This window comes from Jeongeupia sp. HS-3, assembly GCF_015140455.1.
GTDB lineage: Bacteria > Pseudomonadota > Gammaproteobacteria > Burkholderiales > Chitinibacteraceae > Jeongeupia.
The window spans coordinates 1,524,907-1,548,295 of sequence record NZ_AP024094.1 but is presented as its reverse complement, the minus strand read 5'-3'; the positions used below and the strand labels follow the sequence as shown (position 1 = coordinate 1,548,295).

Genomic DNA, 23,389 nt, shown 5'->3' with positions numbered 1-23,389 from the left:
GGTTTATTTCTGCAAGCTTACTATTTTCTTTGCCATCATTCCAGCTCGGTAGGCCCGGCCTCGCTGCATTCGCGGTCGTTCGGATCGAGCTGCCAGAAAATCCACGCGCTGATCGCGGTGATGACGCCGACACAAGCAAACGTCACCTGAAACGCCTGCAGCGCGGTGCCGGCCTCGGCACGGCCGAAGTAGTCGCTGAAGGCGCCGAGCATCGCGCCGGCGGCGGCGACGCCGAGACTCATCGACAGCTGCATGATCATCGACAGCAGGCCGTTGCCTTCGGACGCCTGCGACGTTTCCAGATCCTTCAACGCCAGCGTGTTCATCGCGGTGAACTGGATCGAGTTGACCGCGCCGAACACCGCCAGCTGCACGATGCGCAGCCACAGCGGCTCCTGCGGCGAAAACAGCGCGAAGCTCATGATCATCAGCCCGGTCAGAAAGGTATTGACCACCAGCACCTGGCGGTAGCCGAAGCGCCGGATCAGCGGCGAGACCCAACTTTTGGCGGCGAGCCCGGCAATCGCGGTCGGCAGCATCATCAGCCCGGCCTCGAGCGGCGAGAAGCCGAGGCTGATCTGCAGCATCAGCGGAATCAGGAAGGGCACGGCGCCGGCGCCGATCCGCGCGAACAAATTGCCCCAGACGCCGATCGTGTAGGTGCGGACGTGGAACAGGCTCAGGCTGAACAGCGGCCGCTCGCTACGGCCGGCGTGCAGCACGTAGACGCAGATCGCCGCCAGCCCGGCGACCAGCAACAACGTGACGACGACCGTTTTCAGACCGAGTTCGGCCAGCCCGTCGAGCGAGACCGAGATCGTCACCATCGCGAATGCCAGCAGCAAATAGCCGTGGATGTCGAAGCGCTGGCGCTCGGCACCGAAGAACGCCGGCATGAAGCGCGCGGTGGCGATGGCGCCGACAATGCCGATCGGGATATTAATCAGGAAGATCCAGTGCCACGACGCGTAGACGACCAGCCAGCCGCCCAAGGTCGGGCCGATCAGCGGGCCGACCAGACCGGGGATGGTGACGAAGCTCATCGCCGCGAGGAACTGTGCGCGCGGAAACGCGCGCAGCACCGCGAGCCGGCCGATCGGCAGCAGCATCGCGCCACCGATGCCCTGGATGACGCGGGCGACGACAAGCTGCCACAAGCTCTGCGACTGCGCGCAGGCGAGCGAGCCCAGCGTGAACAGGATGATCGCCGCCAGATACACGCGCCGGGTGCCGAAACGGTCGGCTAGCCAGCCCGACGCCGGCATCAAGAGCGCCACGGTGAGCATGTAGCTGATCACCACCGACTGCATGCGCAGCGGGCTTTCGCCCATATTGATCGCCATCGACGGCAGCGCGGTGTTGACGATGGTCGAATCCAGCGTTTGCATGAAGAAGCCGATGGCCACCAGCCACAGCAACCAGCGGTTTTCGCGGCTTTCGCTCATGTCTCATCCTCCTTATCGACGGCCTTGCTGTCCGATTCAAACAGGCTTTCCAGTTCGCGCATCGCGTCCTGCGTGGCCTGGATCATCTGCTGCTCGTCGTGCGACACCGCGTGCTGGCGCTCGAGCAGCGCTTCGTCGTTGGCGCGGAACAGCGCCAGCGTGCGGTCGCGGCGCGCGTCACTGAGGCCAAGGCCGGAAAGCACTTCGCCGGCCAGCGCCAGGCTGTCGAGGAAGGTTTCGCGCTGCAGCGCGGTGACGCCCAGATCCATCAAGCGGTAGGCGTGAAAGCGGTTGCGGGCGCGGGCGTAGATTTTCAGGTCAGGGAAGTGTTCGCGCACCATCTGCGCGGTCTTGAGCGAGGCCTCGATATTGTCGATCGCCAGCACGAAAACCTTGGCCTCGTCGGCGCGCGCGGCGCGCAGCAGATCGAGCCTGGAGGCGTCGCCGTAAAACACCTTGTTGCCGAAGCGGCGGACGAAGTCGACCTGATCGGCGCTGGCTTCGAGCGCGGTGAAGCCGATCTTTTTCAGCCGCAGCACCCGGCCGACGATCTGGCCGAAGCGGCCGAAGCCGGCGATGATCACCGGCGTCGCGTGTTCGGGGGCGATGGTGTCGAATTCGCGTTTGGGTTTGCGATCGAGCTTCGGCGCCAGCCAGCGCTCGTGCACCAGCACCAGCAGCGGCGTGGCGACCATCGACAGCGTGACGACGATGACCAGCAGATCGGCGAGGTGCTGGTTCATCACCTTTTGCTGCACGGCAAGGTTGAACAGCACGAAGGCGAATTCGCCGCCCTGTGCCAGCGCGATACCGAGCCGGCGCGCCTGATTGTCGCCGGCCTTGCTGATCCGGCCGATCAGGTAGAGCACGGCGAACTTGACCGCGACCAGACCGGCGATCAGGCCGACGATGAGGAGGAAATCGGTACCGAGCAGGCCCAGATTGGTCGACATGCCGACGGCGATGAAAAACAGCCCGAGCAGCAGCCCCTTGAACGGCTCGATATTGGCTTCGAGCTCGTGGCGGTATTCCGAATCGGCGAGCAGCACGCCGGCGAGAAAGGCACCGAGCGACATCGACAAGCCGGCGTGCTCCATCAGCAAGGCGGTGCCCAGCGCGACCAGCAGCGTTGCGGCGGTAAAAACCTCGGGGCTGCCGTGACGGGCGATCAGCCGCAGTGCCGGGCGCAGCAACAGCCGGCCGCCGATGATGACGCCGACGACCACGCCGGTGACGCGCAAGGCGCCGAGCCAGCCGGGTTCGGCGCTATGAACCGCGGCGACACCGAGCAGCGGCAGGATCGCCAGAAACGGAATCACCGCCAGGTCTTGAAATAGCAGGATGGCGAAACCGTCGCGGCCGTAGCGCGTGGTCAGCTCTTTTTTCTCGGCCAGCATTTGCAGCACGAAGGCCGTCGACGACAGCGCCAGGCCGAAACCGGCAACGATCGCCGATTGCGGCGTCAGCCCGAACGCCAGCGCCGCCAGCGCCAGCAGCAGGCCGGTGGCGATGACCTGCGCACCACCGAGGCCGAAGACCGAGCGGCGCAGTACCCACAGCCGGCTCGGTTGCAGCTCAAGGCCGATGATGAACAGCAGCAGCACGACGCCGAGTTCGGCAAAGTGCAGGATGCTGTCGACCTGCGTGACCAGCCCCAAGCCCCAGGGGCCGATCAGTACGCCGGCGGTCATATAGCCGAGCACGGCGCCCAGGCCGGATAGCCGGAACAGCGGCACCAGCGCGACCGCGGCGGCGAGGAACAGGGCGATCTGGGCGGTCAGTGTCATAGGGTATTCCAGTTTTTGGTCAGCGTTTTATCGGTTTTATTGTAGTGAGTGCATTTTTCAGCCAGCTGTCGGTACCGTGCACAGCGTCAGCGCGAAATCATCGCTGTGCGCCAGTTGTACCCGGTAAGCGCTGCCGGCCGGGTGCTGCGGCGACAGCGTATTCACCAGTTGCAGGACGGCTTCGCCAGCATCGGCCTCGACGACCTCGGCATCGTGAAAGCCGAAATAGCGGCCGACTTGCGGGTAAAGCGCCTTGAACAGGCTTTCCTTCATCGAGAACACCAGCGTGAACCAGGCCGGCGATGAGAGCGCCACCGGGCAACGCGCCCACTCGGCATCCAGAGCGACGTGGCCGGCGAGCTTGGCGGCGCGCTCGGCGTCGACCCAGCGCTCGACGTCCAGGCCGATACCACGGTAAAGCGCCGCCGGCGCCGCGGCTGCGAGTGCAACACCGTGGCTGTGCGTGATCGTGCCGACCCAGCCGGCCGGCCACTGCGGGGCGCGATCGGCGCCGATGGCAAGCCCGGCGTGGCCGGAAAAGCCGGCATCGCGCAGCGCGGCGCGGGCGCAGTGGCGACCGGCGAGGAATTCGATCCGGCGCTTCAGCGCGGCGTTGGCGAGCGAATCGGGCAGCGCGTCTGCGCCGAGCGCCAGCAGCGCGGCGTCGTCGATCTCGAATTCGTGCGTCGCCATGATTACGGCGGCGGGCAAATCGTTGAATTGGGGAAACTTGCTTGCAGGCATGGGCCTAATAGTAATCCTTCCCCATGGCATCCATGTCAGTTCGGGTAATGTTAGTATTGATAATCATTTCTATTTGATGGGGTGGGCATGGACTTCGAGGCGGGGATTGCCATGGTCAGCGGCGCGGCGCAGGGCATAGGTGCGGCGGTGGTCGACGCGCTGGCGCAAGCCGGCGTGCGCGTGGTGGCGCTGGATATCAATGCCGATGCGCTGGCTAGCCGCTATGCCGGCGTGCCGGCGGTGACGCCACTGGCGCTCGACGTTTGCGACGCCGCCGCGGTCGAGCGGGCGGTGGCGCAGATCGAGGCCGAGATTGGTGCTATCGGCTCGCTCGCCAACGTCGCCGGCATCCTGCGCATGGGCACGCTGACCGGGCTGCCGGTCGACGACTGGATGGCGACGTTCGCGGTGAACACCCACGGTGTCTTTCATTTGAGTACGGCCGTGGCCCGGCGGATGCAGGCGCGCCGGCGTGGTGCGATCGTCACCGTCGGCTCGAACGCAGCGGCGACGCCGCGTACCTTGATGGGCGCGTACTGCGCATCCAAGGCCGCGTCGGCGCAGTTCACCCGCTGCCTCGGGCTGGAGCTGGCCGAGTACGGCATCCGTTGCAATATCGTCTCGCCCGGATCGACCGACACCGAGATGCAGCGCCAGCTGTGGACCGACGAGACCGGCCCGGCCAAGGTGATTGCCGGCTCGCTCGACGGCTACCGGCTGGGGATTCCGCTGAAGAAAATCGCCACGCCCGAAGATATCGCCGGCGTGGTGCTGTTCCTGCTCTCGACCGCCGCCAACCACGTGACGCTGCAGGACATCGTCGTCGATGGCGGGGCGACGCTGGGACGTTGAAGCAGGTGCTGCCTAGCGCGACAAACAGGTCTTGCCGCCGGCGTTGACCTTCTGCTGCAGTTGCTGCATCGCCTTGTAGTCGGTGCGCTTGAGATCCTTGCCCAGCCGCTGGATGTCGGCGCCGCTCCAGACCTCGAAATCCGACAGCCGCAGCACCAGATCGGCGATGCTCGCGCGTGCCGACGGGCTGTCTTCGGCCGGGTGGATCGCCAGATGGTTGATGCCCGCCGGTAAGGTGGCTATCCAGCCATCGTAGCCGGCGTAGCGCTGGGCCGTGCGCTGATCAGGGTTGTAATGCATGAAGTAGGCATCGGGCGTGACGACGCCGCTGGCCTGCATCTCGCGCGTGGCCTTCAGTTGTTCGGCGGACGGCATGAAAAAGCCCTGCATCACGATAGGGATGCCGGTTTCGCGTGCCAGCCCGGCATAGATGTCCAGCAGCGCCGGGCTGGCCGCCCAGAACACCATGTGCGCGTCGAGATGGGTGATCGTCAGCCCGGCGGCGCGCACCTTGGCGATCTGCGCCAGCAGCTCCTTTTTCACTTCGGCCGGTTTGGCATGCTGGGCGACTTCCTGCGTGGTTGCCCACAGCCGGCCTTGCGGGTTGTACAGCGACGGCACGTCGGACTTCGGCAGCACGCCGCCCCACGGTTGTTTGTCCTGCCATTCGTTGGTCAGCGTCAGGTGCACGCCGACGGCGAGCTTGCGATCCCGCGCCATCTTCGCCGCGGCGGCAAAATTCGGCGTCGGCGGCATGATCGACAGATCCTGGATCTGCTGCTTGTCGAGCAGCGCGAACGCGGCCTTGTCGAGGTCCGGGTGCATGCCGATATCGTCGGCGTTGACGATCAATACCTTGTCGGCCGGTGCGAAGCCGAGGCATTCACTGAGTGTGGTCGCCGAAGCAAATGGCGCCGCTGCAATCGCGGTTGCGGCTAACAGGATGTGAAACGGTGATGGGCGCATTGAAGACTTCCGAAGGTTCTTTACGAACTCGATTTTATCGAACGGGGCGTTGGATTCTGCGCGACGATGGCCGAGGATTGCGGGCGGTCAACGATTGCGAAACAAGGCACGCCGGCTGGACGCCGGATATGCGTAGCAACAACAGGTCTTCAATTTACAATCCGGCAGAAGGCGACAATCAAAGGTTGAGAGGACGTTCGCAGTCCACCGCCCATGGATCGGATAATCCCGCTCCATGAAGGATCAAATCGATGGCTTGCGTGTCGAGTCCGCTGACAAAGAAAGTGCGGCCATCTGCAAACTGGAAATCCTGAAAGACGATGCCGCGTCCGGCAACGCTCTGACGAATGCAGACGAGTTGATCCAGCGGGTAAATCTGCGGCTCGGATGCGTACCAGGACTGTCGGATGATCATGTTCGGTGTGACGATCGTGTAGTCGCGCATGCCGGGCAACAACAGCAAACCGAATGGCGCCAATTTCAGCATCATGATGCCGTAGCGGACATTCAGTTTTTGCTGTCGGTTCTTTCGCAGTATTTTGTCGCGTTTGGGGAGTTTCTTGCGGTCGTCGACATAGGACCAAACGGCACTGCCGGTAGCGACGACAAGCAGAAGTATCGGGCCGGCCAGTGCGAGCTGGTTGAGTAAGCCGTTGCGCTGCAAATGTCGGTAAACGATGTATGTATCCGGAACGAACAGAAAATCACCCAGTGCTCGTACCGGAAAAACGAGCGCCCAGGTGACCGATGACATTGTCAAAATCATGCCAGCCAGTAGCACGAGAACAAGGACACCGTGTTTCCATTTGCCCAGTGCCGAGGTTGCGGTCATGGTTGTGAGTTGATCAGGCGAATTGTGTTCATAGGAAGATCCGGACGCGACATGACCGGACACGCGTTCTTGCGCGAAGCGGTTGCCGCAAAAGTTGGACGTCGTGTTGGCTGGTTGTAAGAATTTTAACAGTTCGGATGGGAAGGCGGCATCAAGAAAAAAGGCCCGTTCAACGGGCCTTTTTCGCTAGACGACTTGTGATGTGAGTGGCGCCGGCAGCAGGCCGCTGGCGACCGCCTGACCGAAGTAGGCGAACAGCGTGCCGGCGTCGACCGGTGCCGCGTCGGCATCGGGCAGCAGCGCAAGGATGCGGTCGTGGCGGATTGGCCCCATGCGCAGCACGTCGTTGCCGCTGCGCGTTTCGAAGAACGACAGCGTGGCGCGGTCGTCCTCGTCGGCGTGCAGCGCAACGCGGGTCAGCCATTCGCCCATGCTGCAGCGCTCGAGCGCGTAGCCGAAGACCGTCAGCGCCGCGAACACGTCGGCCAGGCTGACCATGCCGTTGCACGCCAGCTGGTAGACGCCGCCGCCCATCGTCGAGCCGGCCGTGGCCAGCCGGACGACGGTATCGGCGACGACGTCGACCGGCGTCCAGACCTCGTCGACGTCGAAGTCCGGTGCGCAGCCGGCGCGCACCGATGCCCGCACGATGCGCCAGACCAGATCCTGCGGGTTGACCCACGGCCGGCCACGCGGGCCGACGACGCGGCCGAGCCGGTACACGGCGACCGGCAGGCCGCGGGCTTGCGCGTTCTCGAGCACGTGTTCGGACAGCCACTTGCTCTGCTGGTAACCGTCGGCAAGGCCGCGATGCGCCGGGACGAAGCGCTCGGCGGCCTCGGGCGCCAGCGCCAGCGGTTGCGCGACGGCCAGGGTCGAGATGTAGTGCAGCGGCACGCGGCGCGGTGCGGCCAGACGGACCAGCTCGCGCGTCGCCAGCACATTCGCCGCGCGCAGGCTCCGGTAGTCGCGGACGACGCTGACCTGTGCGGCGTTGTGCCAGATCGCGTCGATGTTTGCCGCCAGCGAGGCAAAGCGCGCATCGTCCAGCCCCAGCTGCGGTGCAGCCAGATCGGAGGCGATGGCCTCGATCCGCCCCGGTGCGAGCGGCCGCGACAAACCGTGCCGGGCCAGCGCGACGTGGACGCGTTCGAGCGCTTCGCCGTCGCTGCCGGCGCGGACGAGGCAGACGAGCGTCGCGCTACTTTCGCGCAGCAAGCGGTCGAGCAGGTGCGCGCCGACGAAACCGGTGCAGCCGGTCAGCAGGATGCGGCGTGGCGGTGCCGCCACCTCCGTGTCGCTGCCGGCAGCCCCGCTTGCCGGCGAAGCGGACTCAAACCAGCTCCCCGGTACGTCGGCATCGGCGAGCATCGTCGCGCTGATGCCGGTTTGCGCCGTCGTATCGCCGTCCGCCAGCGCCCGGGCGAGCCCGGCCGGTGTCGGATGGCGGAACAGCGTGGCAACCTGCACCGGGCGTTTCAGTTCGCCGCTGAGCCGGTTGGCGACCTGAATCATCTGCAGGCTCTGGCCGCCGAGGGCGAAGAAGTCGGCGTCGGGCGAAATCGGCGAGATACCGAGGATCTGCGACCACACGGCCAGCACGGTCGCGAGCAGCGGATCGTCGACGACCACTGCGGCTACTTCGTCCAGCGTGATCGCCGCCAGCGCCTTGCGGTCGATCTTGCCGCTGGCGTTTTTCGGCAGTGTGTCGGCGAAGCGGAACACGGTCGGGATCATCGCCGCCGGCAAGGTTTCGGCGAGGAAGGTGCGCAGGCTGGCGGTGTCGATCTCTCCATCGGTCACGACATGCGCCACCAGTTGCTTGTTGCCGTCGGGCCGCGTCTGGCCGAGCACCGCCGCGGCGATCAGCCGCGGATGGCGCAGCAGCGCGGCTTCGATTTCGACCGGCGACACCCGGTAACCGCTGATCTTGAATTCGTCGTCGACGCGGCCGATGAAGTACAGCGCCCCGTTCAGGCTGCGCACCCGGTCGCCGCTGCGGTAGGCACGCGGCGCGCCGGGCAGGGCGGCCAGCGTGACGAAGCGCTCGTCGCTCAGGTCGGTGCGGCCGTAATAGCCGGCAGCCAGCGTCGGGCCGATCAGGTAGAGCTCGCCCTCGACATCGAAGCCCTGCAGCGGGCGGCCCGCTTCGTCGAGCAGCACCGCCGAGAGCCCCGGCAGCGGCGTGCCGATCGGCACGGCGGTATCGCCGCCGGCTGCGTGCCAGCCCGAGACATCGGCGCTGGTCGCGACCACGGTCGATTCGCTCGGGCCGTAGGTATTGAACAGTTGCACGCGTTCGCCGGCGGCGGCTTGCCACTGCGCCAGTCGCTCGGCCTGCGCCGCCTCACCGCCGATGATCACCGTGCGCAGGCTCGCCGGCAGCGCCAGCGACTGAGTCGCCAGACTGTAGGCGAGTTCGTGCCAGAACGCCGTCGGCAGGTCGAGCACGGTGATGCGCTCGCGCTCGCACGCGGCGAGAAAATCGCCCATCGATTCGAGCATCGCGTCGTCGCGGATCACCAGCGTGGCGCCGACCGACAGCGTGACGAAGATTTCCTCGACGCTGGCGTCGAAGGTCAGCGGGGCGAACTGCAGCACGCGGTCGGCGCCGCTGACGCCGTAACGCTGCGCGGCGGCGGCGGCGAAGTGCGCCAGCGCGCCGTGGCGGATTTCGACGCCCTTCGGCGCGCCGGTCGATCCCGAGGTGAACACCAGATAGGCCGGATCGTCGCTGCCGATGCTCACCGGTTCGGTCAGCGGCGTGGCCTTTGAACTGGGGATCAGCAGTGTGGTCGTGGCGGGCAGAAGCAGATCGGTATCGCCGTCGGCCAGCAGCACGCGGGGCTGCGCTTGTTCGAGCACGGCCTGCCGGCGTGCTGCCGGGTGCGACGGATCGAGCGCGACATAGCCGGCGCCGGCGTAATGGATCGCCAGCAGCGCAATCACCGCCTGCGCGCCACGCGGCAGCAAGGTCGCAACCAGCCCGCCGCGCACCACGCCGGCTTGCGCCAGTTGGCCGGCCAGATGCAAGGCCGCCAGATGCAGCGCGGCGTAGCTGTAGGTCAGCGGGCCGTCGATCAGCGCGATCGCAGCCGGCCGGATTTCGGCCTGACGGGCAATGCGTGCCGGCGCGGTTTCGGCGCTGCCGATCAGCGCATCGCCGTGCAGCAGGGCCGGCGCCGACGGCCAGTCGCCAAGTGGCGTTTGTGGCGCGACCAGCCAGTTTTCCAGGAGGGACAGCAGCGCGCGGTGATGCCCGGCCAGCGTGTCGGCATCGTAGCGTTCGGGGTGGCCGTCCAGATCGACGAAGAGCGCATCGCCGCGCACATAGATCGCCAGCGACAGATCCTCGACCGGCCCGGCCGAGACATTGTGCACGCTGGCGCGGCAGTTGCCGAAGGCCAGCGGGTAATCGAAGGGCATGATGTTGACGACGGTGCCGAACGGCTTGGCCGGCAAGCCCGGCGCGGCCAGATCGTGGCGCAGCCGCTCGTAGCGGTAGCGCTGATGCCGGCGTGCCTTGCTCAGTGCGGCTTTGACGCCGGTGGCGAGTTCGGCCAGCGTCGCGTTCGCCGGCGTCTGCACGCGCAGCGGGACGATATTCATCGCCATGCACGGCACCCGCAGCGTGGCGCTGCCAAGGCGCAGCATCACCGGCAGGCCGAGCGTGACCTCGGAACCGCCGCGCTGGCGCTGCACGCTGGCGGCGAGCACCGCGAGCAGCAGATCGGGCCAGTCGACGCCCAGCTCGCGGGCGCTGCGTTTCAGCGTGGCGGTCAGCGCATCGGGCAGCCGACCGCTGACGCGTCGGCCACGCGCCAGGTCGGTAGCGGGGCGACTGGACAGCGACACCGGCTCGGCAGCGCCGGCGAGCGTCGACAGCCAGTGATCGCGATCGGCGATGATCGCCGGCCCGTGCACGTAGGCCGTTTCTTCGGCGAGTACCGGCCCGATGCCGGCAAACGCCGCGCCGACGGCCGGGCCGCCGGTCAGCGCCCGGTAGTGTTCGGCGACGCGGCCGGCGATCAGGTTGAAGCCGAAACCGTCGAGCGCGATATGGTGGGCGCGGTGCAGCCACGCATGCCGCTGCGGCCCGAGCCGGTACAGCACGTGGTCGTAGACATGGCCGTCGGCGAGCGAAAACGGCCGGGCGAGCTCGGCATCGAACTCGGCTGTCAGCGCGCCATTTTCGGAACTGGCGTCGCCGGCAAAGTCGCGCAGTTGCAGCGCACGCGGCGCAACACCACCTTGCTGGGCCGGCTGACCGTCGATTTCGACAAAGCGCACGTGCAGCGCATCGGCCTCGGCCAGTGTCGTCGCCAGCGCCTGCGTGAAGGCGGCAACGTCGAGCGGGCCATCGAGGATGATCGCCTCGGCGGCGTGATAAACGCTGCTGTCGCCGGCGCGCTGTTGGCCGAGCCAGATGCCGAGCTGCGCCTCGCTCAAGCGGAGGGAATCATGCATGCGCCGGCTCCCGCTGGCCGCACAGCCGGCTCGTCCACGCGGCCAGCGTCGGCGTTTCGGCGAGGTCGACAAAGCTCGCCTCGGCACCGAGCGCGCGCCAGCGCTCGACCAGCGCCATCAGCCGGATCGAATCGAGGCCCAGCAGCAGCAGGTTGTCATCGTCGAACAGTTCATCGGGCGAGAGCTGCATCTGTGCCGCGACGTCCAGGCGCACCAGCGCCGGGGTGAGCGCGGGCAGCGGTAGCGCACCCAGCATATCGGCAAGCGTAGCAACGCGGGCGCAGCGGCCGGCGGCGTAGTTCAGCGCCATCAGGTGTTCGTCGCGCGAGAAATCGCCGAGCGCATCACCGACGAGGAAGGGCTGGATATCGAGCATGAACGCTTCCAGCGCGGTGCTCAGGCAGCCGATGTGCGCGTACACGCCGCAAATGATCAGCTGGTCACGACCGGCATCTTTAATCCAGCTCTCGAAGTTGCTGCGCTTGAACGCGCTGTAACGCCATTTGGTGAACACGGTGTCGATCGGTGCCGGCGCGAGCTCGGCCACGATGTCGGTGATCGCCGGATCGGCGACGAGGCCGGTGCCCCAGAAGTCGGTCAGCAGCGCGCGGTCTTTCGGGTCCTGATTGCCCGGCTGCGCGGTGTAGGCGACCGGAATGCCCAGCGCCCGGCAGCGGACGATAAGCTTTTTGATGTTGGCGAGCAGCTCGGGCACCGGTGCCTGGGTGCTGTCGTAGAAATCGACGAAGTACTGCTGCATGTCGTGCACCAGCAGCACCGCGCGCGCTGGGTCGGGCGTCCAGCCGACCTTGTTGGCCGGCATGTCGGCGGCGGTGGGCAGCGGGTAAGAGGCGATACGGGGAATGGCCATGAGAATCTCGGAATGAAGTGTCGGATGTAGGGGATCAGTTCTGCGCGAGCTGGCGACGCAGCACTTCCTTGCTGACCTTGCCCAGCGCGGTCAGCGGCAGCGCATCGACGAACTCGATGTGATCGGGAATCTTGTAGGCGGCGAGGCCGCGCGCCTGCAGGTGGGTCTTCAGTTGCAGCGCCAGCCGCAACGCCGGCAGATCGCTGCTGCCGGCCAGCTCGATGAAGGCGCAGCTCTTTTCGCCCAGCCACGCGTCGGGCATCGCCACCAGCGCGGCGTTGCGCACCTGCGGGTGCGCGAGCAGGTGGTTCTCGACCTCCTCGGCGGCGATTTTTTCGCCACCGCGGTTGATCTGGTCCTTGCTGCGACCCTCGACGACGATATAGCCCTCGGGCGTCAGTCGCACGCGGTCGCCGGTGCGGTAAAAGCCGTCGGCGGTAAAGGCGCGGGCATTGTGCTCGCTCGCCTTGTAATAGCCGCGGATGGTGTACGGGCCGCGCGTGAGCAGATGGCCGGTGTCGCCGTGCTTCACGTCGATGTCGTCGTCGTCGACCACGCGGATTTCGTCGTGCGGCGAGATCGGGCAGCCCTGGGTCTGGATCACCAGATCCTCGGGGTCGCCAATCCGGGTGTAGTTGACCAGGCCTTCGGCCATGCCGAACACCTGCTGCAAGGCGCAGCCGAGCACCGGTTTGACCCGCCTCGCGGCCTCGACCGACAGCCGCGCACCGCCGACCTGCAGGAGTTGCAGCGATTTCAGTTGCACCGCGCCGGCTTGCGCCGCCTGCAGCCACAGCAGCGCCAGCGCCGGGACCAGCGCGGTCACGGTGACCTGATAGCGCGCAATCAGCGGGAAGGCGGTTTCGGGCACAGGCTCGCGCGCCAGCACCACGGTGCCGCCGCTGAACAGCGTGCCGAGTGATCCGGGGGACGAGAGCGGAAAATTATGCGATACCGGCAGCGCGGCCAGATAAACCGTATCGGTATCGAAGCCGCAAATCCGCGCGCTTTCGATCACGCTATACAGATAGTCGTCGTGGGTGCGCGGGATCAGCTTCGGCGTACCGGTGCTGCCGCCGGACAATTGCATCAGTGCCACTTGCGAGGCGTCGACGGCGGGCCGCGTAATTGCTGCTTGCGCGCTGGTCTCACCGGGGGGCGGCTCGGTGTAAAGCGATTCGAATTCGGTGAATTCGGCCGCGTCGCCGGCAACGATCACATGCTGCAGCGCCGCCGCGCGCGCTCGCACGTCGCGCGCCAGTGTGCGGTAATCGAAGCCGCCGCTGCGGTCGGCGATGAGGTAGGCCACGGCATCGGTCGCCTCGGCAAAGAAGCCGATCTCGGCGCTGCGATGCGCCGGCAGTGCCATCACCGGAATCGCGCCCAAGCGGAACAGCGCGAAGCAGGCGATGAAATACTCGGCGATATTGGGCAGCTGCACGATCACGCGGTCTTGCGAGCGGATGCCCAGCCGCGCCAATCCAGCGGCGAAACGGTCGGCGCGCTCGTCCAGATAGCGGTAGGAGATGTGCCGGTTGCCGCAGATGAGCGCGGTGTTGCTTGGGTATTGCCGCGCCACCCGCGCCAGGGTGGCGCCGAGTGCCTCGCCGCGCCAGTAGCCCAGTTCGCGGTAACGCGCGGCCACGTCGGCGGGCCAGGGGGTGAAACCGTCGAGCGGGGCGCTCATAGCAGTGCCTCCAGCGGCGCATCCAGCCCCATGGCGTTGAGCATGGTGCGGAACTTGGCGGCGGTTTCGACCAGTTCTTGCTCCGGCGTCGATGCCGGAACGATGCCGGCGCCGGCGAACAGCCGCACCTTGTCCTCGTCGACCTCGGCGCAGCGGATCGTCACCGCCCATTCGCCGTCGCCGGTTTCGTCCATCCAGCCGACCATGCCGGTGAACAGGCCGCGCTCGAACGGCTCGAGTTCGCGGATCGCGGCACGGGCCAGCTCGCGCGGGTGGCCGCAGACGGCCGGGGTCGGATGCAGCGCCTGTGCCAGATCGAGCGCGCTGGTCGCCGGGTCGGCGACCTCGCCGTGAACCTGCGTCGACAAATGCCACAAGGTGGCGGTCTTGATCAGCGACGGTTTGGGCGGCACCACCAGCGTGCGGCACAGCGGCGCCAGCGCCTTGGCGACGGCGTCGACGACCAGCGCGTGCTCGTGCAGATCCTTGTCTGACGCCAGCAGCGCCTGGCCGCGCGCTTCGTCTTCCACCGGATCGGTGCTGCGCGGCAGCGTGCCGGCGATCGGGTTGGCGATCACCTCGCGCCCGCGGCGTGCGACCAGCAGTTCGGGGCTGGCGCCCAGCAGCCTTAGTGGCCGGTGGATGCTGTGACCGCCGCGCTCGAACAGATCCAGCGCAAAGGTGTAGCCGTTCGGGTTGTGCGCGGCCAGCTGGGTCAGCAAGGCCCGGGCGTTGATGCCGCCCGGTGCGTGCACTTCCAGCGCCCGCGACAGCACGACTTTTTCAAGCGGCGTGCTGGCAAAGCGGCGCAAGGCCTCTTCGACCGCATGGCGGTAAATGATCGCCTCGGGCACCTGGCGGATGCTGCCGTCGAGCGGTGTTGGCGCGGCGGCCTGGATGTGCGCGTGCGCCAGACGGCCGGCGCGCTCGGTTTTTTCAGGCACGAACAGCACGGCGGCATCGTCGGCGTCAAAGGGCAGCGCACCGGCGACGATGGGCGCGGCGATGCCGGCCTGGCGGGCGCTGGCCAGCAGCTCGGCGATCTGGCGCGAGAGCAGGGCTTCACGTCCCGGCGCCCGCAGCCGGGCAAAGAGACCGTGCCCGAGGAAGGTGAGCCGGGGCGAGGCAAAAAAGAACGTGGTGTCTTCGGTGTAGCGCGTCAGCAGCGTGTTTGCCGCAACGGGTGTACCGAGCGTTTGGGGTTCCAGCAGGGTTGGCTTCATGACTTCCTCGCAGAACATCGGGGTCTGCGCTCAGGGCGTGGGAGGGCCTTGAGCCGGCCTCAATCGGTAGACAGGGAGGGAGTACGCTGCAGCGCTCATTGATAATAATGATTATCATTACGATCAATTACTCGACCGGCATACGATGCCCGAAAAACTTGCCCGGGACTTTTGCTGTACGGAATATTTCCTTTGCGAAACGCAATTGATTCGCATTTGCGTCTTTTTCTCGATGCCATATCGCTGCAAGCTAGCCGGGCGTTGTTCGGCGCGGATGTCTTTTCCCGCATCGCGAACCAGGGCGCATTGATCAATCAGCCGGGCCGGCTTTGCGGCCCGATACGGACCCCCGATGCCTTCGCTCGACCCCCGGCAGGAACGCCATCTGCTGTGGCTGCTGGCCGCACTGCAGTTCAGCCATATCCTCGATTTCATGATCCTGATGCCGCTGGCGCCCGAGCTGATGCCGGCGTTCGGCATAACCGCCGGCCAGTTCGGCCTGCTGGTGTCCGCCTATACCTTCGCGTCGGCGCTGATGGGCGTGCTCGGCGCGTTCTGGCTCGACCGCTTCGACCGCAAGCCGGCGCTGCTGCTGCTGTACGCGGGCTTCATTGCCGCCACGGTGGTGTGCGCGCTGGCGCCCGATTACCGCTGGCTGATGGCGGCGCGTTTCGTCGCCGGCGGTTGCGCCGGGCTGATGGGCGCGGTGGTGATGACCATCGTCGGCGACGTGATTCCGCCGCAGCGCCGTGGTCAGGCGATCGGCACGGTGATGTCGGCGTTCGGCATCTGCGCCGTCGCCGGCGTGCCGGTCGGGCTGGCGCTGGCTGCGATGGGTGGCTGGCGCCTGCCGTTCTGGGGTGTCGCGTTTCTGGCTGCGGTGTTCTGGGGGCTGCTGGCGTGGCGTTTGCCGGCGATCAAGGGACACCTGAACGGCGAAACGCCGCGCAGCGGCCTCGGCGAAATCTGGCGCATGCCGGGCCTGCCGCTGGGCTGGCTGCTGACGTTCACCGTCGTCTTCGCCAGCTTCCTGCTGATTCCCTACCTCGGTGCCTATCTGGTCGGCAATGTCGGCATCGCCTTCGATACCTTGCCGTGGCTGTATTGCGCGGCCGGCGCGGCGACGCTGTACGCGATGCCGCGGATCGGCAAGCTCGTGGACCGCTTCGGCAAAGCGCAGGTCTTGGTCGGCCTGCTGCTCGCCAGCATGGTGCCGCACCTGATTTTCAGCCATCTGCAACCGTCGCCGTTGTGGCTGGTGCTGCCGGTGTTCGTCGCCTTCATGGTGCTGACATCGGGCCGGGCGATCCCGGCGATGGCGCTGCTGACCGGCATGGTGCCGCCAGCGCTGCGCGGTCGCTACCTCGCGGTCAACATCGCCGCCAGCGACGGTGCGTCGGGCCTCGGCGCCTGGGTCGCCGGGCAGATGATCGTCGTGGCACCCAACGGCGCGCTGCAAGGCTTCGGCACCGTCGGCTGGCTTGCCGTGGCGACCAGTGCCGCGGCGCTCTGTTTGCTCTGGCTGCTGGTTCGTGTCCGCCGCGCCGTCGCGGTAGCCGCGTGATGCCGGCGCTTCAGCCGGACCGTTGAAACCCCACGCCGCCCGTGTCGCACGGCCATTGAATACAGCCGCCTGCCACTCTTACCTCAAGGAAATATCATGGATATCGTTACCAGCAAGACCTCGACCCTGCCGCGTGCCATCACCGGCTCGCTGAACATCGAACGCTCGATGCAGATGCTCGAAGCCGCGCGCAAGCTCATCCCCGGCGTCACCCAGTCGATGATGAAGCGCCCGGAAATGTTCGCGCTCGGCGAATTTCCGGTCTACCTCGCCGGCGGGCAGGGCGCGCTGGTCGACGACGTCGACGGCAACCAGTACCTCGACATGATCTGCGGGCTGGCCGCCAACACGCTCGGCCACAACCACCCGGCCGTGGTCGGCGCGATCCAGTCGCATCTGGGCAAGGGCGTGCTGCATTCGCTGCCGACCGAAGTCGAAATCAGCGCGACGCTGGCGCTGGTCGAGATCATTCCGAACGCCGAAATGGCGCGCTTCTTCAAGACCGGCGCCGATGCGACCTCGGCGGCGGTGCGGCTGTCGCGGCACATTACCGGGCGCGAGCACATCATCACCGTCGGCTACAACGGCTGGCACGACCACTTCATGTTCGACACCCCGGGCGTGCCCAAGGCCGTAGCCGACAACACCACCCGCATGCCGCTGTTCACCCCGCCGGACGAGCCGGCGCTGCTGGCGAAGATCGCCGAGCTGGGCGACAAGCTCGCGTGCGTGCTGCTGTCGGTGCCGTACAACCGCGTGCTGAGCCGCGAGTTCGTCCAGCAGGTTCGCGCCGCGTGCGACGCCAACGGCACGCTGCTGGTGCTCGACGAAGTCGTCACCGGCTTCCGTCTGGCGCTGGGCGGCGCGCAGGAATTCTTCGGCGTAGCCGCCGACATGGTCTGCCTGTCCAAGGGCATTGCCGCCGGCATGCCGCTGTCGGCGATCGCCGGGCCGGAGCGCCATCTGCGCCGGCTCGACGAGCTGCAGGTGTCGACCACCTTCGGCGGCGAAGTGCTGTCGCTGGCGGTGTGCGAAGCGGTGATCGGCGTCTACCGCGAAACCGATTACGTCGCCCGCATCGCCGAACTCGGCCGTCGGCTGCGTGCCGGCGTCAACGCCGCCGCCGAGGCGATCGGTGCGCCGCTGCGTATTTACGGCTACGACCCGATCCCGCTGTTCCTGATGGCCAAGGACCCGGCCGAGCACGTCAAGCTGATGCAGCCGTTCCAGGCCGCGATGGCCCGCCGTGGCGTGTTGCTGCGCCGCGACGTCAACTTCATCTGCGGCGTGCATACCGAAGAGCAGATCGACTTCGTCATCGCCGCCGCCGCCGACGCGCTGCGCGAACTGCAGCAGCAGGGCGTGCTGACCGCTTGATACCTTTGCACGTTTGAGCGCATTGATGGGTGCCCGCCGGGCACCCTTTTTTTTGCGCAGCTGCCTCTGAAGGAGAGGGGGCTTGGCTCGGTCTTCATCACCAAAGGCACGTTCATTCTGCAGCTTGGTGTCGTACAACGGGCCCGAATGCCAAGTCGTCTTGCCGTTCATATTGCCCCGCGCTGAGCGCTGGCTGAATTCAAGATGCGCACCTGTTACCGTCGAGAGCAGCATGGTCATCCAGGCAATAGCGCCTGAAGCAAGGCGCGAAGGCGCTGAGCGATGGCCGGAACGCGGATCATCGAGGCCGCATTATGTTTGCCTTAGCCGATATAGGAAAAAACCGCAAAATCAAAGCCGTTGAACCGGAACCCGGCAACCTCACGCATGCCCATGCGGGCATGTGCGCGAAGCGAGGCTTCGTTGTCGCGCCGTATAAAAAGCACACCTTCCCGCCCCGACTCCAGGCGCTGCAGTTCCCTGAACATCGCTTGCGCCAAACCTTTACCACGTTCATCGGCGCCGACACAGATCGGGCCGTAGATGTACGCATCGTCGCTACCTTGGTATGCGGCAAACATCGCTTGAACAATGGGAAGATCGGCATTCATCGCCCGCGAAGTCGTCATCAGGAAACCGGTGACGCGGCCGTCCCGGCGCGAGACGATCAGCGGCATATCGTCCATCATCGCAGCCACACGGGAGCGGGGTAGGGAGGCTGACAGCGCACCGCCGCGCTCGATTTGATTGGCGGCCTGAAGTTCGAGGATACCCTCCAGGTCGGCTTCGTCTGCCCTGCCGATTCCTGCTTGAGGTGCTGTCATGGCTGCTGCTCCGGTTTCTTAACGTTGCCGCAAGCTTATCTTGCTCGGCACCGCCTGACCATATAGCCCGATATGCTCGTTTCTGACCGGGGACTGCCTGTCTTCGCAGGCGGTGCCAGGGCGATGGCTACGCGCGGTGAACGGGGGCGCCTGCCGTCATGCACGGCGCGACCGAGGCACGAGCCGGTCATCATGCTTGCCGCTTGCATTGATTCCATATTTCTATAAAAATAGAAATATGGAAAACAAAGACGTAGTCATCCGCCTCTCTGCGCTGGCGCAGGAAACCCGTCTGGCCGTGTACCGGCTGCTCGTCACCGCCGGCCCCGACGGCCTGGCCGTCGGCCGGATCGGCGAGTCGCTCGGTGTGGCCCCGGCGACGCTGTCCTTCCACCTGAAGGAGCTGGCGCATGCCGGGCTGATCACCGCAAAGCAGGAGAGCCGCTTCATTTATTACTCGGCCAACTACGCGGCAATGAACGCCTTGCTGGCTTTCCTCACCGACAACTGCTGTGGCGGCGCGCCGTGCGGTATCGCGCCGCAAGCCTGCGATGATAGCTGCTGTTAAAGATGAAAAGCGATCGCTGCGACGCAGCGTGTGAATGGAACAGGGGTATTTGATGTCCGCGCAATGTGAAGTCATCGGCCAACGCGCCGCCGCGCCGATGCCTTTTTTCGAACGCTATCTGAGCGCCTGGGTGCTGGCGTGCATCGTCGTCGGCATCGCGCTGGGGCAGGGGCTGCCTCAGCTGTTCAAGGCAATCGGTGCGATGGAAGTCGCCAAGGTCAACCTGCCGGTCGGGCTGCTGATCTGGGTGATGATCATCCCGATGCTGCTGAAGATCGACTTCGGTGCGCTGCATCAGGTCAAGGCGCATATCAAGGGCATCGGCGTCACCTTGTTCATCAACTGGCTGGTGAAGCCGTTTTCGATGGCGCTGCTCGGTTGGCTGTTCATCCGCGTGCTGTTCGCACAGTGGTTGCCGGCCGATCAGCTCGATAGTTATGTTGCCGGGCTGATCCTGCTCGCCGCGGCGCCATGCACGGCGATGGTCTTCGTCTGGAGCCGGCTCACCAACGGCGATGCCTACTTCACGCTGTCGCAGGTGGCGCTGAACGATCTGATCATGGTGTTCGCATTCGCGCCGCTGGTGGCCTTGCTGCTCGGGGTCTCGAGCATCATCGTGCCGTGGGCGACGCTGCTGACCTCGGTGGTGCTGTATATCGTCATCCCGGTGCTGATCGCCCAAGTGATCCGCAAGGCCCTGCTGGCCAAAGGCCAGGCCGCGTTTGACGCTGCCATGCAGAAGATCCAGCCGTGGTCGATTACCGCGCTGCTGGCGACGCTGGTGCTGCTGTTCGCCTTTCAGGGCGGCGCGATCATCCGTCAGCCGCTGGTGATCGCATTGCTGGCGGTGCCTATCCTGATCCAGGTGTTCTTCAATTCGGGTCTCGCGTACTGGCTGAATCGCAAGGTCGGCGAGAAGCATTCGGTCGCCGGCCCGTCGGCGCTGATCGGCGCATCGAACTTCTTCGAGCTGGCCGTCGCCGCCGCGATCAGCCTGTTCGGCTTTGAATCGGGTGCGGCGCTGGCGACGGTGGTCGGCGTGCTGATCGAAGTGCCGGTGATGCTGCTGGTGGTGCGCATCGTCAATGGCAGCAAGCCGTGGTACGAGCGCGGCGCAGCTCAATAAACGAAATCGACAGGAGAACAGCATGAGCAAGGTCACGATCTATCACAACCCCGCCTGCGGCACTTCGCGCAATACGCTGGCGCTGATCCGCAACGCCGGCATCGAACCGACCGTCATCCATTATCTGGAAACGCCACCGAGCCGCGATGAGCTGGTCGCGCTGATCGCCGCGATGGGTACTGGCGTTCGGGCCTTGCTGCGCAGGAGCGGCACGCCGTACGAGGCGTTGGGTCTTGATGACGCCAAATGGAGCGACGACCAGCTGATCGACTTCATGCTCGAACATCCGGTCCTGATCAACCGGCCCATCGTCGTCACCGAACTCGGCACGAAGCTGTGCCGTCCGTCCGAGCTGGTGCTCGATCTGCTGCCGCAGCCGCAGCAGGGCGCGTTCAGCAAGGAAGACGGCGAGGCAGTGATCGATGCACAGGGCAAACGGGTCGGCTACTAACGCCGTGGGGGCTCCCCGAAAAGCCCGAACGGGGCGTGAAACAGATGTGCCGCGTCGGTCCGCGCTTTCGGCCAGCGCCTGCAGCGTCTTTGTGGCGACGCGGTCTCGACTCTCCGGCCTGGTCGAGCGGCTGCCGTCCTAGGTTCGTCATCGCGGTTTGGCGCTGGTGCGACAGCGTCTCCCGGTCATCCTGCAAAACGCGACGGAGGTCTGCTCGGCTACATCCCGAGTCCCATGTAACTGACAATGCGCTTTCCATAAAACGGATTTGCTTTCGTCGATGCAAGGCTGGGTGATCCCGCCATGCCGAACGAGGCCACAGCCAGGAGCGCACCACGTTGTCATTCCCCATCAGAAAAGCCATCGCCGTGATGCTGGTCGCCAGCCAGTTCGGCCTGTTTCCGGTCAGCCCGGCGTTTGCCTATGTGCCGGGCACGATCACACCGGCCCAGGTCGACAACACGCAGATGCTGAACCAGGTCGATGCGGCCTATGCGGCGTGGAAGGCGCGCTATCTACGGCCGGATCCGCAGGACAGCAGTCGCTACTACGTGTGGTTTGGCGCTGAAACCGGCAAGCAGGTGGTTTCCGAGGGGCAGGGCTTCGGCATGCTGGCGATGACGCAGATGGCGGCGCGGGATCCGCAGGCCAGGAGCATGTTTGATGCGCTGTTCCGCTACTACCGTGCCCACCCGACGCTCAACAGCCCGTGGCTGATGGCCTGGGCGCAATCGCTGTCCGGCAACCGGCTGATCGATACCGACGGCCAGAATTCCGCGACCGATGGCGACCTCGACGCGGCGTATGCGCTGCTTCTGGCCGACCGGATCTGGGGCTCGAGCGGGGCGATCGACTACCGCGGCGAGGCGATCAAGACCATCAACGCGATGATGGACAAGGTGGTCAACCAATCGGAGTGGACGCTCAAAATCGGCGACTGGGTCAGCGACGCCGATCCGACCTATGGCAAGGGCCTGCGTGGTTCGGATTTCATGTTCAACCACCTGCGCGCGTTTCATGAGGCAACCGGGGATGTGCGCTGGCAGTACGTGCTCGACAAGAGCTATACGATTGCCGATTCGGTGTTCCGCACCTACGCGCCGGGCACGGGCCTGCTGCCTGACTTCATGGTCAAGCAGGGGGCCGATTACAAACCGGCGCCGGCCGGGTTTCTGGAAGGCGCCAACGACGGCAACTACGCCTGGAATAACTGCCGGGTGCCGTGGCGGCTGAGTCTGGATTACCTGATCAATGGCGATACCCGTGCATTGCCGCTGCTGCAGGCGCTCAATCGCTGGGTGAGCACCACGGCAACCGATGGCGACCCGAATCGCATTTTCGGCGGCTATGCACTGGATGGCACCGCGCTGAGCCCGTACTTCCAGATGGCCTTCGCCGCGCCGTTTGCGGTCAGCGCGACCATCGACGGGGCCAACCAGAGCTGGCTCAACGCGCTGTGGACGCGGATCTCGGCCGCACCGGTCAACGAATACTATTCAGATTCGATCCGGCTGCTGTCGATGATCGCGGTGGCGGGGCTGTGGCAACAGCCGAAATACACTGCGCCGACTCCGACTCCGACTCCGACTCCGACTCCGACTCCGACTCCGACTCCGACTCCGACTCCGACTCCGACTCCGACTCCGACTCCGACTCCGACTCCGACTCCGACTCCGACTCCGACGCCGACGCCGACGCCGACGCCGACGCCGACGCCAACGCCAACGCCAACGCCAACGCCAACGCCATCCGGCAGTTGCACCGCTGCCAACTGGGTGGCCGGCACGGCGTACAACGGCGGCACCACGGTGAGTTACAACGGGCGCAGCTATTCGGCCAAGTGGTGGACACAGGGTGACGCCCCGGCAAACAACGTCGGCGACGGCAAACCCTGGAAGGATCTGGGGGCCTGCGGAGCGGTCAGCCCGACGCCGACGCCCGTACCATCGCCGACTCCGACTCCGACTCCGACTCCGACTCCGACTCCGACTCCGACTCCGACTCCGGCAGGGGGAAGTTGTCCTGTGGCATGGCAGGAAGGGCGTAGCTATCAGGTCGGTACGCTGGTCGAGTACGCCGGCGTCAGCTATCAAGCCACCGTTTCGCATGTGGCCTATGTCGGTGCCGGCTGGACACCCGCGACGACGCCATCGCTCTGGAGCAGCAAGGGCGTGTGCAAATGAAGATCTAAGGGAGAGGCAATTGCACAAGGCTGGCGGCTACTGGCATTGGCCGGCTGCCGCCTTTTGCAAATCGGCTCTCCCTTGGTCGCGGGCGGATGGCGTTGGGTACAACACCGGCTTTGTTGCACAAATTAGCCGAGGGCTGAGTTTTCCCTTACCCCAAACCGATCTATCTCACGCGTACTGTCGTCGTCGCCTTATTGGAAAAAAACACCCCGGCAACGAAGCACTGCCAGCGAACCCACCTTCAACTAAACCGCCGAGCCTTTTTGGGCTAATTACGACCACTGCCATTTAGTTACCAACCTGCCGCACTAAATCGAAGCGAGGGTTGAAACGTGAAAGAAAAGATTTACGACGGTGAAAAGATATTGCAACTGAACCACGATGCGTAGGCAGGTAAATCACAACAAAATGAGCAA

At 65.6% G+C, this 23,389-nt stretch carries 17 protein-coding genes; 7 read left to right on the top strand and 10 right to left on the bottom strand.

Annotated features, from left to right (window positions below):
* Window positions 1-35: 35 nt before the first annotated feature.
* From mdtD to JLC71_RS07290, 3 genes are read right to left on the bottom strand one after another with little or no spacing between them, the layout of a single operon-like run.
* Window positions 36-1,445: a multidrug transporter subunit MdtD gene (gene mdtD, locus JLC71_RS07300; RefSeq protein WP_200918085.1), complete on the bottom strand. Its 1,410-nt coding sequence runs from the start codon at window positions 1,443-1,445 to the stop codon at window positions 36-38.
* Window positions 1,442-3,232 (bottom strand): monovalent cation:proton antiporter-2 (CPA2) family protein, encoded by a 1,791-nt coding sequence (locus JLC71_RS07295; RefSeq protein ID WP_200918084.1) that lies wholly within the window; start codon window positions 3,230-3,232, stop codon window positions 1,442-1,444. The genes mdtD and JLC71_RS07295 overlap by 4 nt, the downstream gene beginning before the upstream one ends.
* Window positions 3,233-3,289: 57 nt before the next feature.
* The gene (locus tag JLC71_RS07290) at window positions 3,290-3,925 is read right to left on the bottom strand and encodes a 4'-phosphopantetheinyl transferase family protein (protein WP_200918083.1); all 636 of its coding nucleotides are present in this window, start codon (window positions 3,923-3,925) and stop codon (window positions 3,290-3,292) included.
* Between the two features lie 138 nt (window positions 3,926-4,063).
* On the opposite strand from JLC71_RS07290, the gene JLC71_RS07285 reads away from it, so the two are divergent.
* Complete coding sequence (locus JLC71_RS07285) at window positions 4,064-4,828, top strand: 2,3-dihydro-2,3-dihydroxybenzoate dehydrogenase (RefSeq protein WP_200918082.1); 765 nt, start codon at window positions 4,064-4,066, stop codon at window positions 4,826-4,828.
* 12 nt (window positions 4,829-4,840) lie between these two features.
* Here the strand turns inward: JLC71_RS07285 and JLC71_RS07280 are convergent, their stop codons facing one another.
* The 6 genes from JLC71_RS07280 to dhbC form a co-directional block, all read right to left on the bottom strand.
* A complete protein-coding gene (locus tag JLC71_RS07280) occupies window positions 4,841-5,794 on the bottom strand; it encodes a polysaccharide deacetylase family protein (RefSeq protein ID WP_200918081.1) in 954 nt (317 codons plus the stop codon).
* 178 nt (window positions 5,795-5,972) lie between these two features.
* Window positions 5,973-6,626: a hypothetical protein gene (locus JLC71_RS07275; RefSeq protein WP_200918080.1), complete on the bottom strand. Its 654-nt coding sequence runs from the start codon at window positions 6,624-6,626 to the stop codon at window positions 5,973-5,975.
* Between the two features lie 186 nt (window positions 6,627-6,812).
* Window positions 6,813-11,093, bottom strand: coding sequence for a non-ribosomal peptide synthetase (locus tag JLC71_RS07270; RefSeq protein ID WP_200918079.1), 4,281 nt, complete (start codon window positions 11,091-11,093; stop codon window positions 6,813-6,815).
* Window positions 11,086-11,964 (bottom strand): isochorismatase family protein, encoded by an 879-nt coding sequence (locus JLC71_RS07265; protein ID WP_200918078.1) that lies wholly within the window; start codon window positions 11,962-11,964, stop codon window positions 11,086-11,088. Before JLC71_RS07265 ends, JLC71_RS07270 begins: the two co-directional genes overlap by 8 nt.
* A 34-nt stretch (window positions 11,965-11,998) precedes the next feature.
* Window positions 11,999-13,651: a (2,3-dihydroxybenzoyl)adenylate synthase gene (locus JLC71_RS07260; RefSeq protein WP_200918077.1), complete on the bottom strand. Its 1,653-nt coding sequence runs from the start codon at window positions 13,649-13,651 to the stop codon at window positions 11,999-12,001.
* On the bottom strand, window positions 13,648-14,874 hold the full coding sequence (gene dhbC, locus JLC71_RS07255; protein WP_200918076.1) for an isochorismate synthase DhbC: 1,227 nt from the start codon (window positions 14,872-14,874) through the stop codon (window positions 13,648-13,650). The genes JLC71_RS07260 and dhbC overlap by 4 nt, the downstream gene beginning before the upstream one ends.
* A 352-nt stretch (window positions 14,875-15,226) precedes the next feature.
* Here dhbC and mxcK point away from each other — a divergent pair, with 352 nt between their 5' ends.
* Both mxcK and mxcL read left to right on the top strand, forming a co-directional pair.
* Entirely contained in the window at window positions 15,227-16,438 is a 1,212-nt protein-coding gene (gene mxcK, locus JLC71_RS07250) for a myxochelin export MFS transporter MxcK (RefSeq protein WP_200918075.1), read from the top strand.
* Between the two features lie 96 nt (window positions 16,439-16,534).
* Window positions 16,535-17,815: a myxochelin B biosynthesis transaminase MxcL gene (gene mxcL / locus JLC71_RS07245; RefSeq protein WP_200918074.1), complete on the top strand. Its 1,281-nt coding sequence runs from the start codon at window positions 16,535-16,537 to the stop codon at window positions 17,813-17,815.
* 323 nt (window positions 17,816-18,138) lie between these two features.
* Here mxcL and JLC71_RS07240 read toward each other — a convergent pair whose 3' ends face one another.
* Entirely contained in the window at window positions 18,139-18,639 is a 501-nt protein-coding gene (locus JLC71_RS07240) for a GNAT family N-acetyltransferase (protein WP_200918073.1), read from the bottom strand.
* Window positions 18,640-18,877: 238 nt separating this feature from the next.
* Here JLC71_RS07240 and JLC71_RS07235 point away from each other — a divergent pair, with 238 nt between their 5' ends.
* From JLC71_RS07235 to JLC71_RS16630, 4 genes are all read left to right on the top strand, one after another.
* Window positions 18,878-19,207 carry an ArsR/SmtB family transcription factor gene (locus tag JLC71_RS07235; protein ID WP_200918072.1) on the top strand — a complete coding sequence of 110 codons (330 nt, stop codon included), beginning with the start codon at window positions 18,878-18,880 and terminating at the stop codon, window positions 19,205-19,207.
* 52 nt (window positions 19,208-19,259) lie between these two features.
* Window positions 19,260-20,333, top strand: coding sequence for an ACR3 family arsenite efflux transporter (gene arsB / locus JLC71_RS07230; RefSeq protein WP_200918071.1), 1,074 nt, complete (start codon window positions 19,260-19,262; stop codon window positions 20,331-20,333).
* A gap of 22 nt (window positions 20,334-20,355) precedes the next feature.
* Complete coding sequence (arsC, locus tag JLC71_RS07225; RefSeq protein WP_200918070.1) at window positions 20,356-20,784, top strand: glutaredoxin-dependent arsenate reductase; 429 nt, start codon at window positions 20,356-20,358, stop codon at window positions 20,782-20,784.
* A gap of 338 nt (window positions 20,785-21,122) precedes the next feature.
* Entirely contained in the window at window positions 21,123-22,967 is a 1,845-nt protein-coding gene (locus tag JLC71_RS16630) for a glycosyl hydrolase family 8 (RefSeq protein ID WP_305066885.1), read from the top strand.
* The last annotated feature ends 422 nt before the right edge of the window (window positions 22,968-23,389 follow it).

Excerpts from the sequence above, each read along its gene's own strand:
- JLC71_RS07295 (WP_200918084.1), bottom strand. The coding sequence starts at position 3,232 with ATGACACTGACCGCCCAGATCGCCCTGTTCCTCGCCGCCGCGGTCGCG.
- dhbC (WP_200918076.1), bottom strand. The coding sequence starts at position 14,874 with ATGAAGCCAACCCTGCTGGAACCCCAAACGCTCGGTACACCCGTTGCG.
- JLC71_RS07280 (WP_200918081.1), bottom strand. The coding sequence starts at position 5,794 with ATGCGCCCATCACCGTTTCACATCCTGTTAGCCGCAACCGCGATTGCA.
- JLC71_RS07285 (WP_200918082.1), top strand. The coding sequence starts at position 4,064 with ATGGACTTCGAGGCGGGGATTGCCATGGTCAGCGGCGCGGCGCAGGGC.
- JLC71_RS07235 (WP_200918072.1), top strand. The coding sequence starts at position 18,878 with ATGGAAAACAAAGACGTAGTCATCCGCCTCTCTGCGCTGGCGCAGGAA.
- JLC71_RS07290 (WP_200918083.1), bottom strand. The coding sequence starts at position 3,925 with ATGGCGACGCACGAATTCGAGATCGACGACGCCGCGCTGCTGGCGCTC.
- mxcK (WP_200918075.1), top strand. The coding sequence starts at position 15,227 with ATGCCTTCGCTCGACCCCCGGCAGGAACGCCATCTGCTGTGGCTGCTG.
- JLC71_RS07265 (WP_200918078.1), bottom strand. The coding sequence starts at position 11,964 with ATGGCCATTCCCCGTATCGCCTCTTACCCGCTGCCCACCGCCGCCGAC.
- JLC71_RS07240 (WP_200918073.1), bottom strand. The coding sequence starts at position 18,639 with ATGACAGCACCTCAAGCAGGAATCGGCAGGGCAGACGAAGCCGACCTG.
- mdtD (WP_200918085.1), bottom strand. The coding sequence starts at position 1,445 with ATGAGCGAAAGCCGCGAAAACCGCTGGTTGCTGTGGCTGGTGGCCATC.
- arsB (WP_200918071.1), top strand. The coding sequence starts at position 19,260 with ATGTCCGCGCAATGTGAAGTCATCGGCCAACGCGCCGCCGCGCCGATG.
- JLC71_RS07260 (WP_200918077.1), bottom strand. The coding sequence starts at position 13,651 with ATGAGCGCCCCGCTCGACGGTTTCACCCCCTGGCCCGCCGACGTGGCC.
- JLC71_RS07270 (WP_200918079.1), bottom strand. The coding sequence starts at position 11,093 with ATGCATGATTCCCTCCGCTTGAGCGAGGCGCAGCTCGGCATCTGGCTC.
- JLC71_RS07275 (WP_200918080.1), bottom strand. The coding sequence starts at position 6,626 with ATGACCGCAACCTCGGCACTGGGCAAATGGAAACACGGTGTCCTTGTT.
- mxcL (WP_200918074.1), top strand. The coding sequence starts at position 16,535 with ATGGATATCGTTACCAGCAAGACCTCGACCCTGCCGCGTGCCATCACC.
- arsC (WP_200918070.1), top strand. The coding sequence starts at position 20,356 with ATGAGCAAGGTCACGATCTATCACAACCCCGCCTGCGGCACTTCGCGC.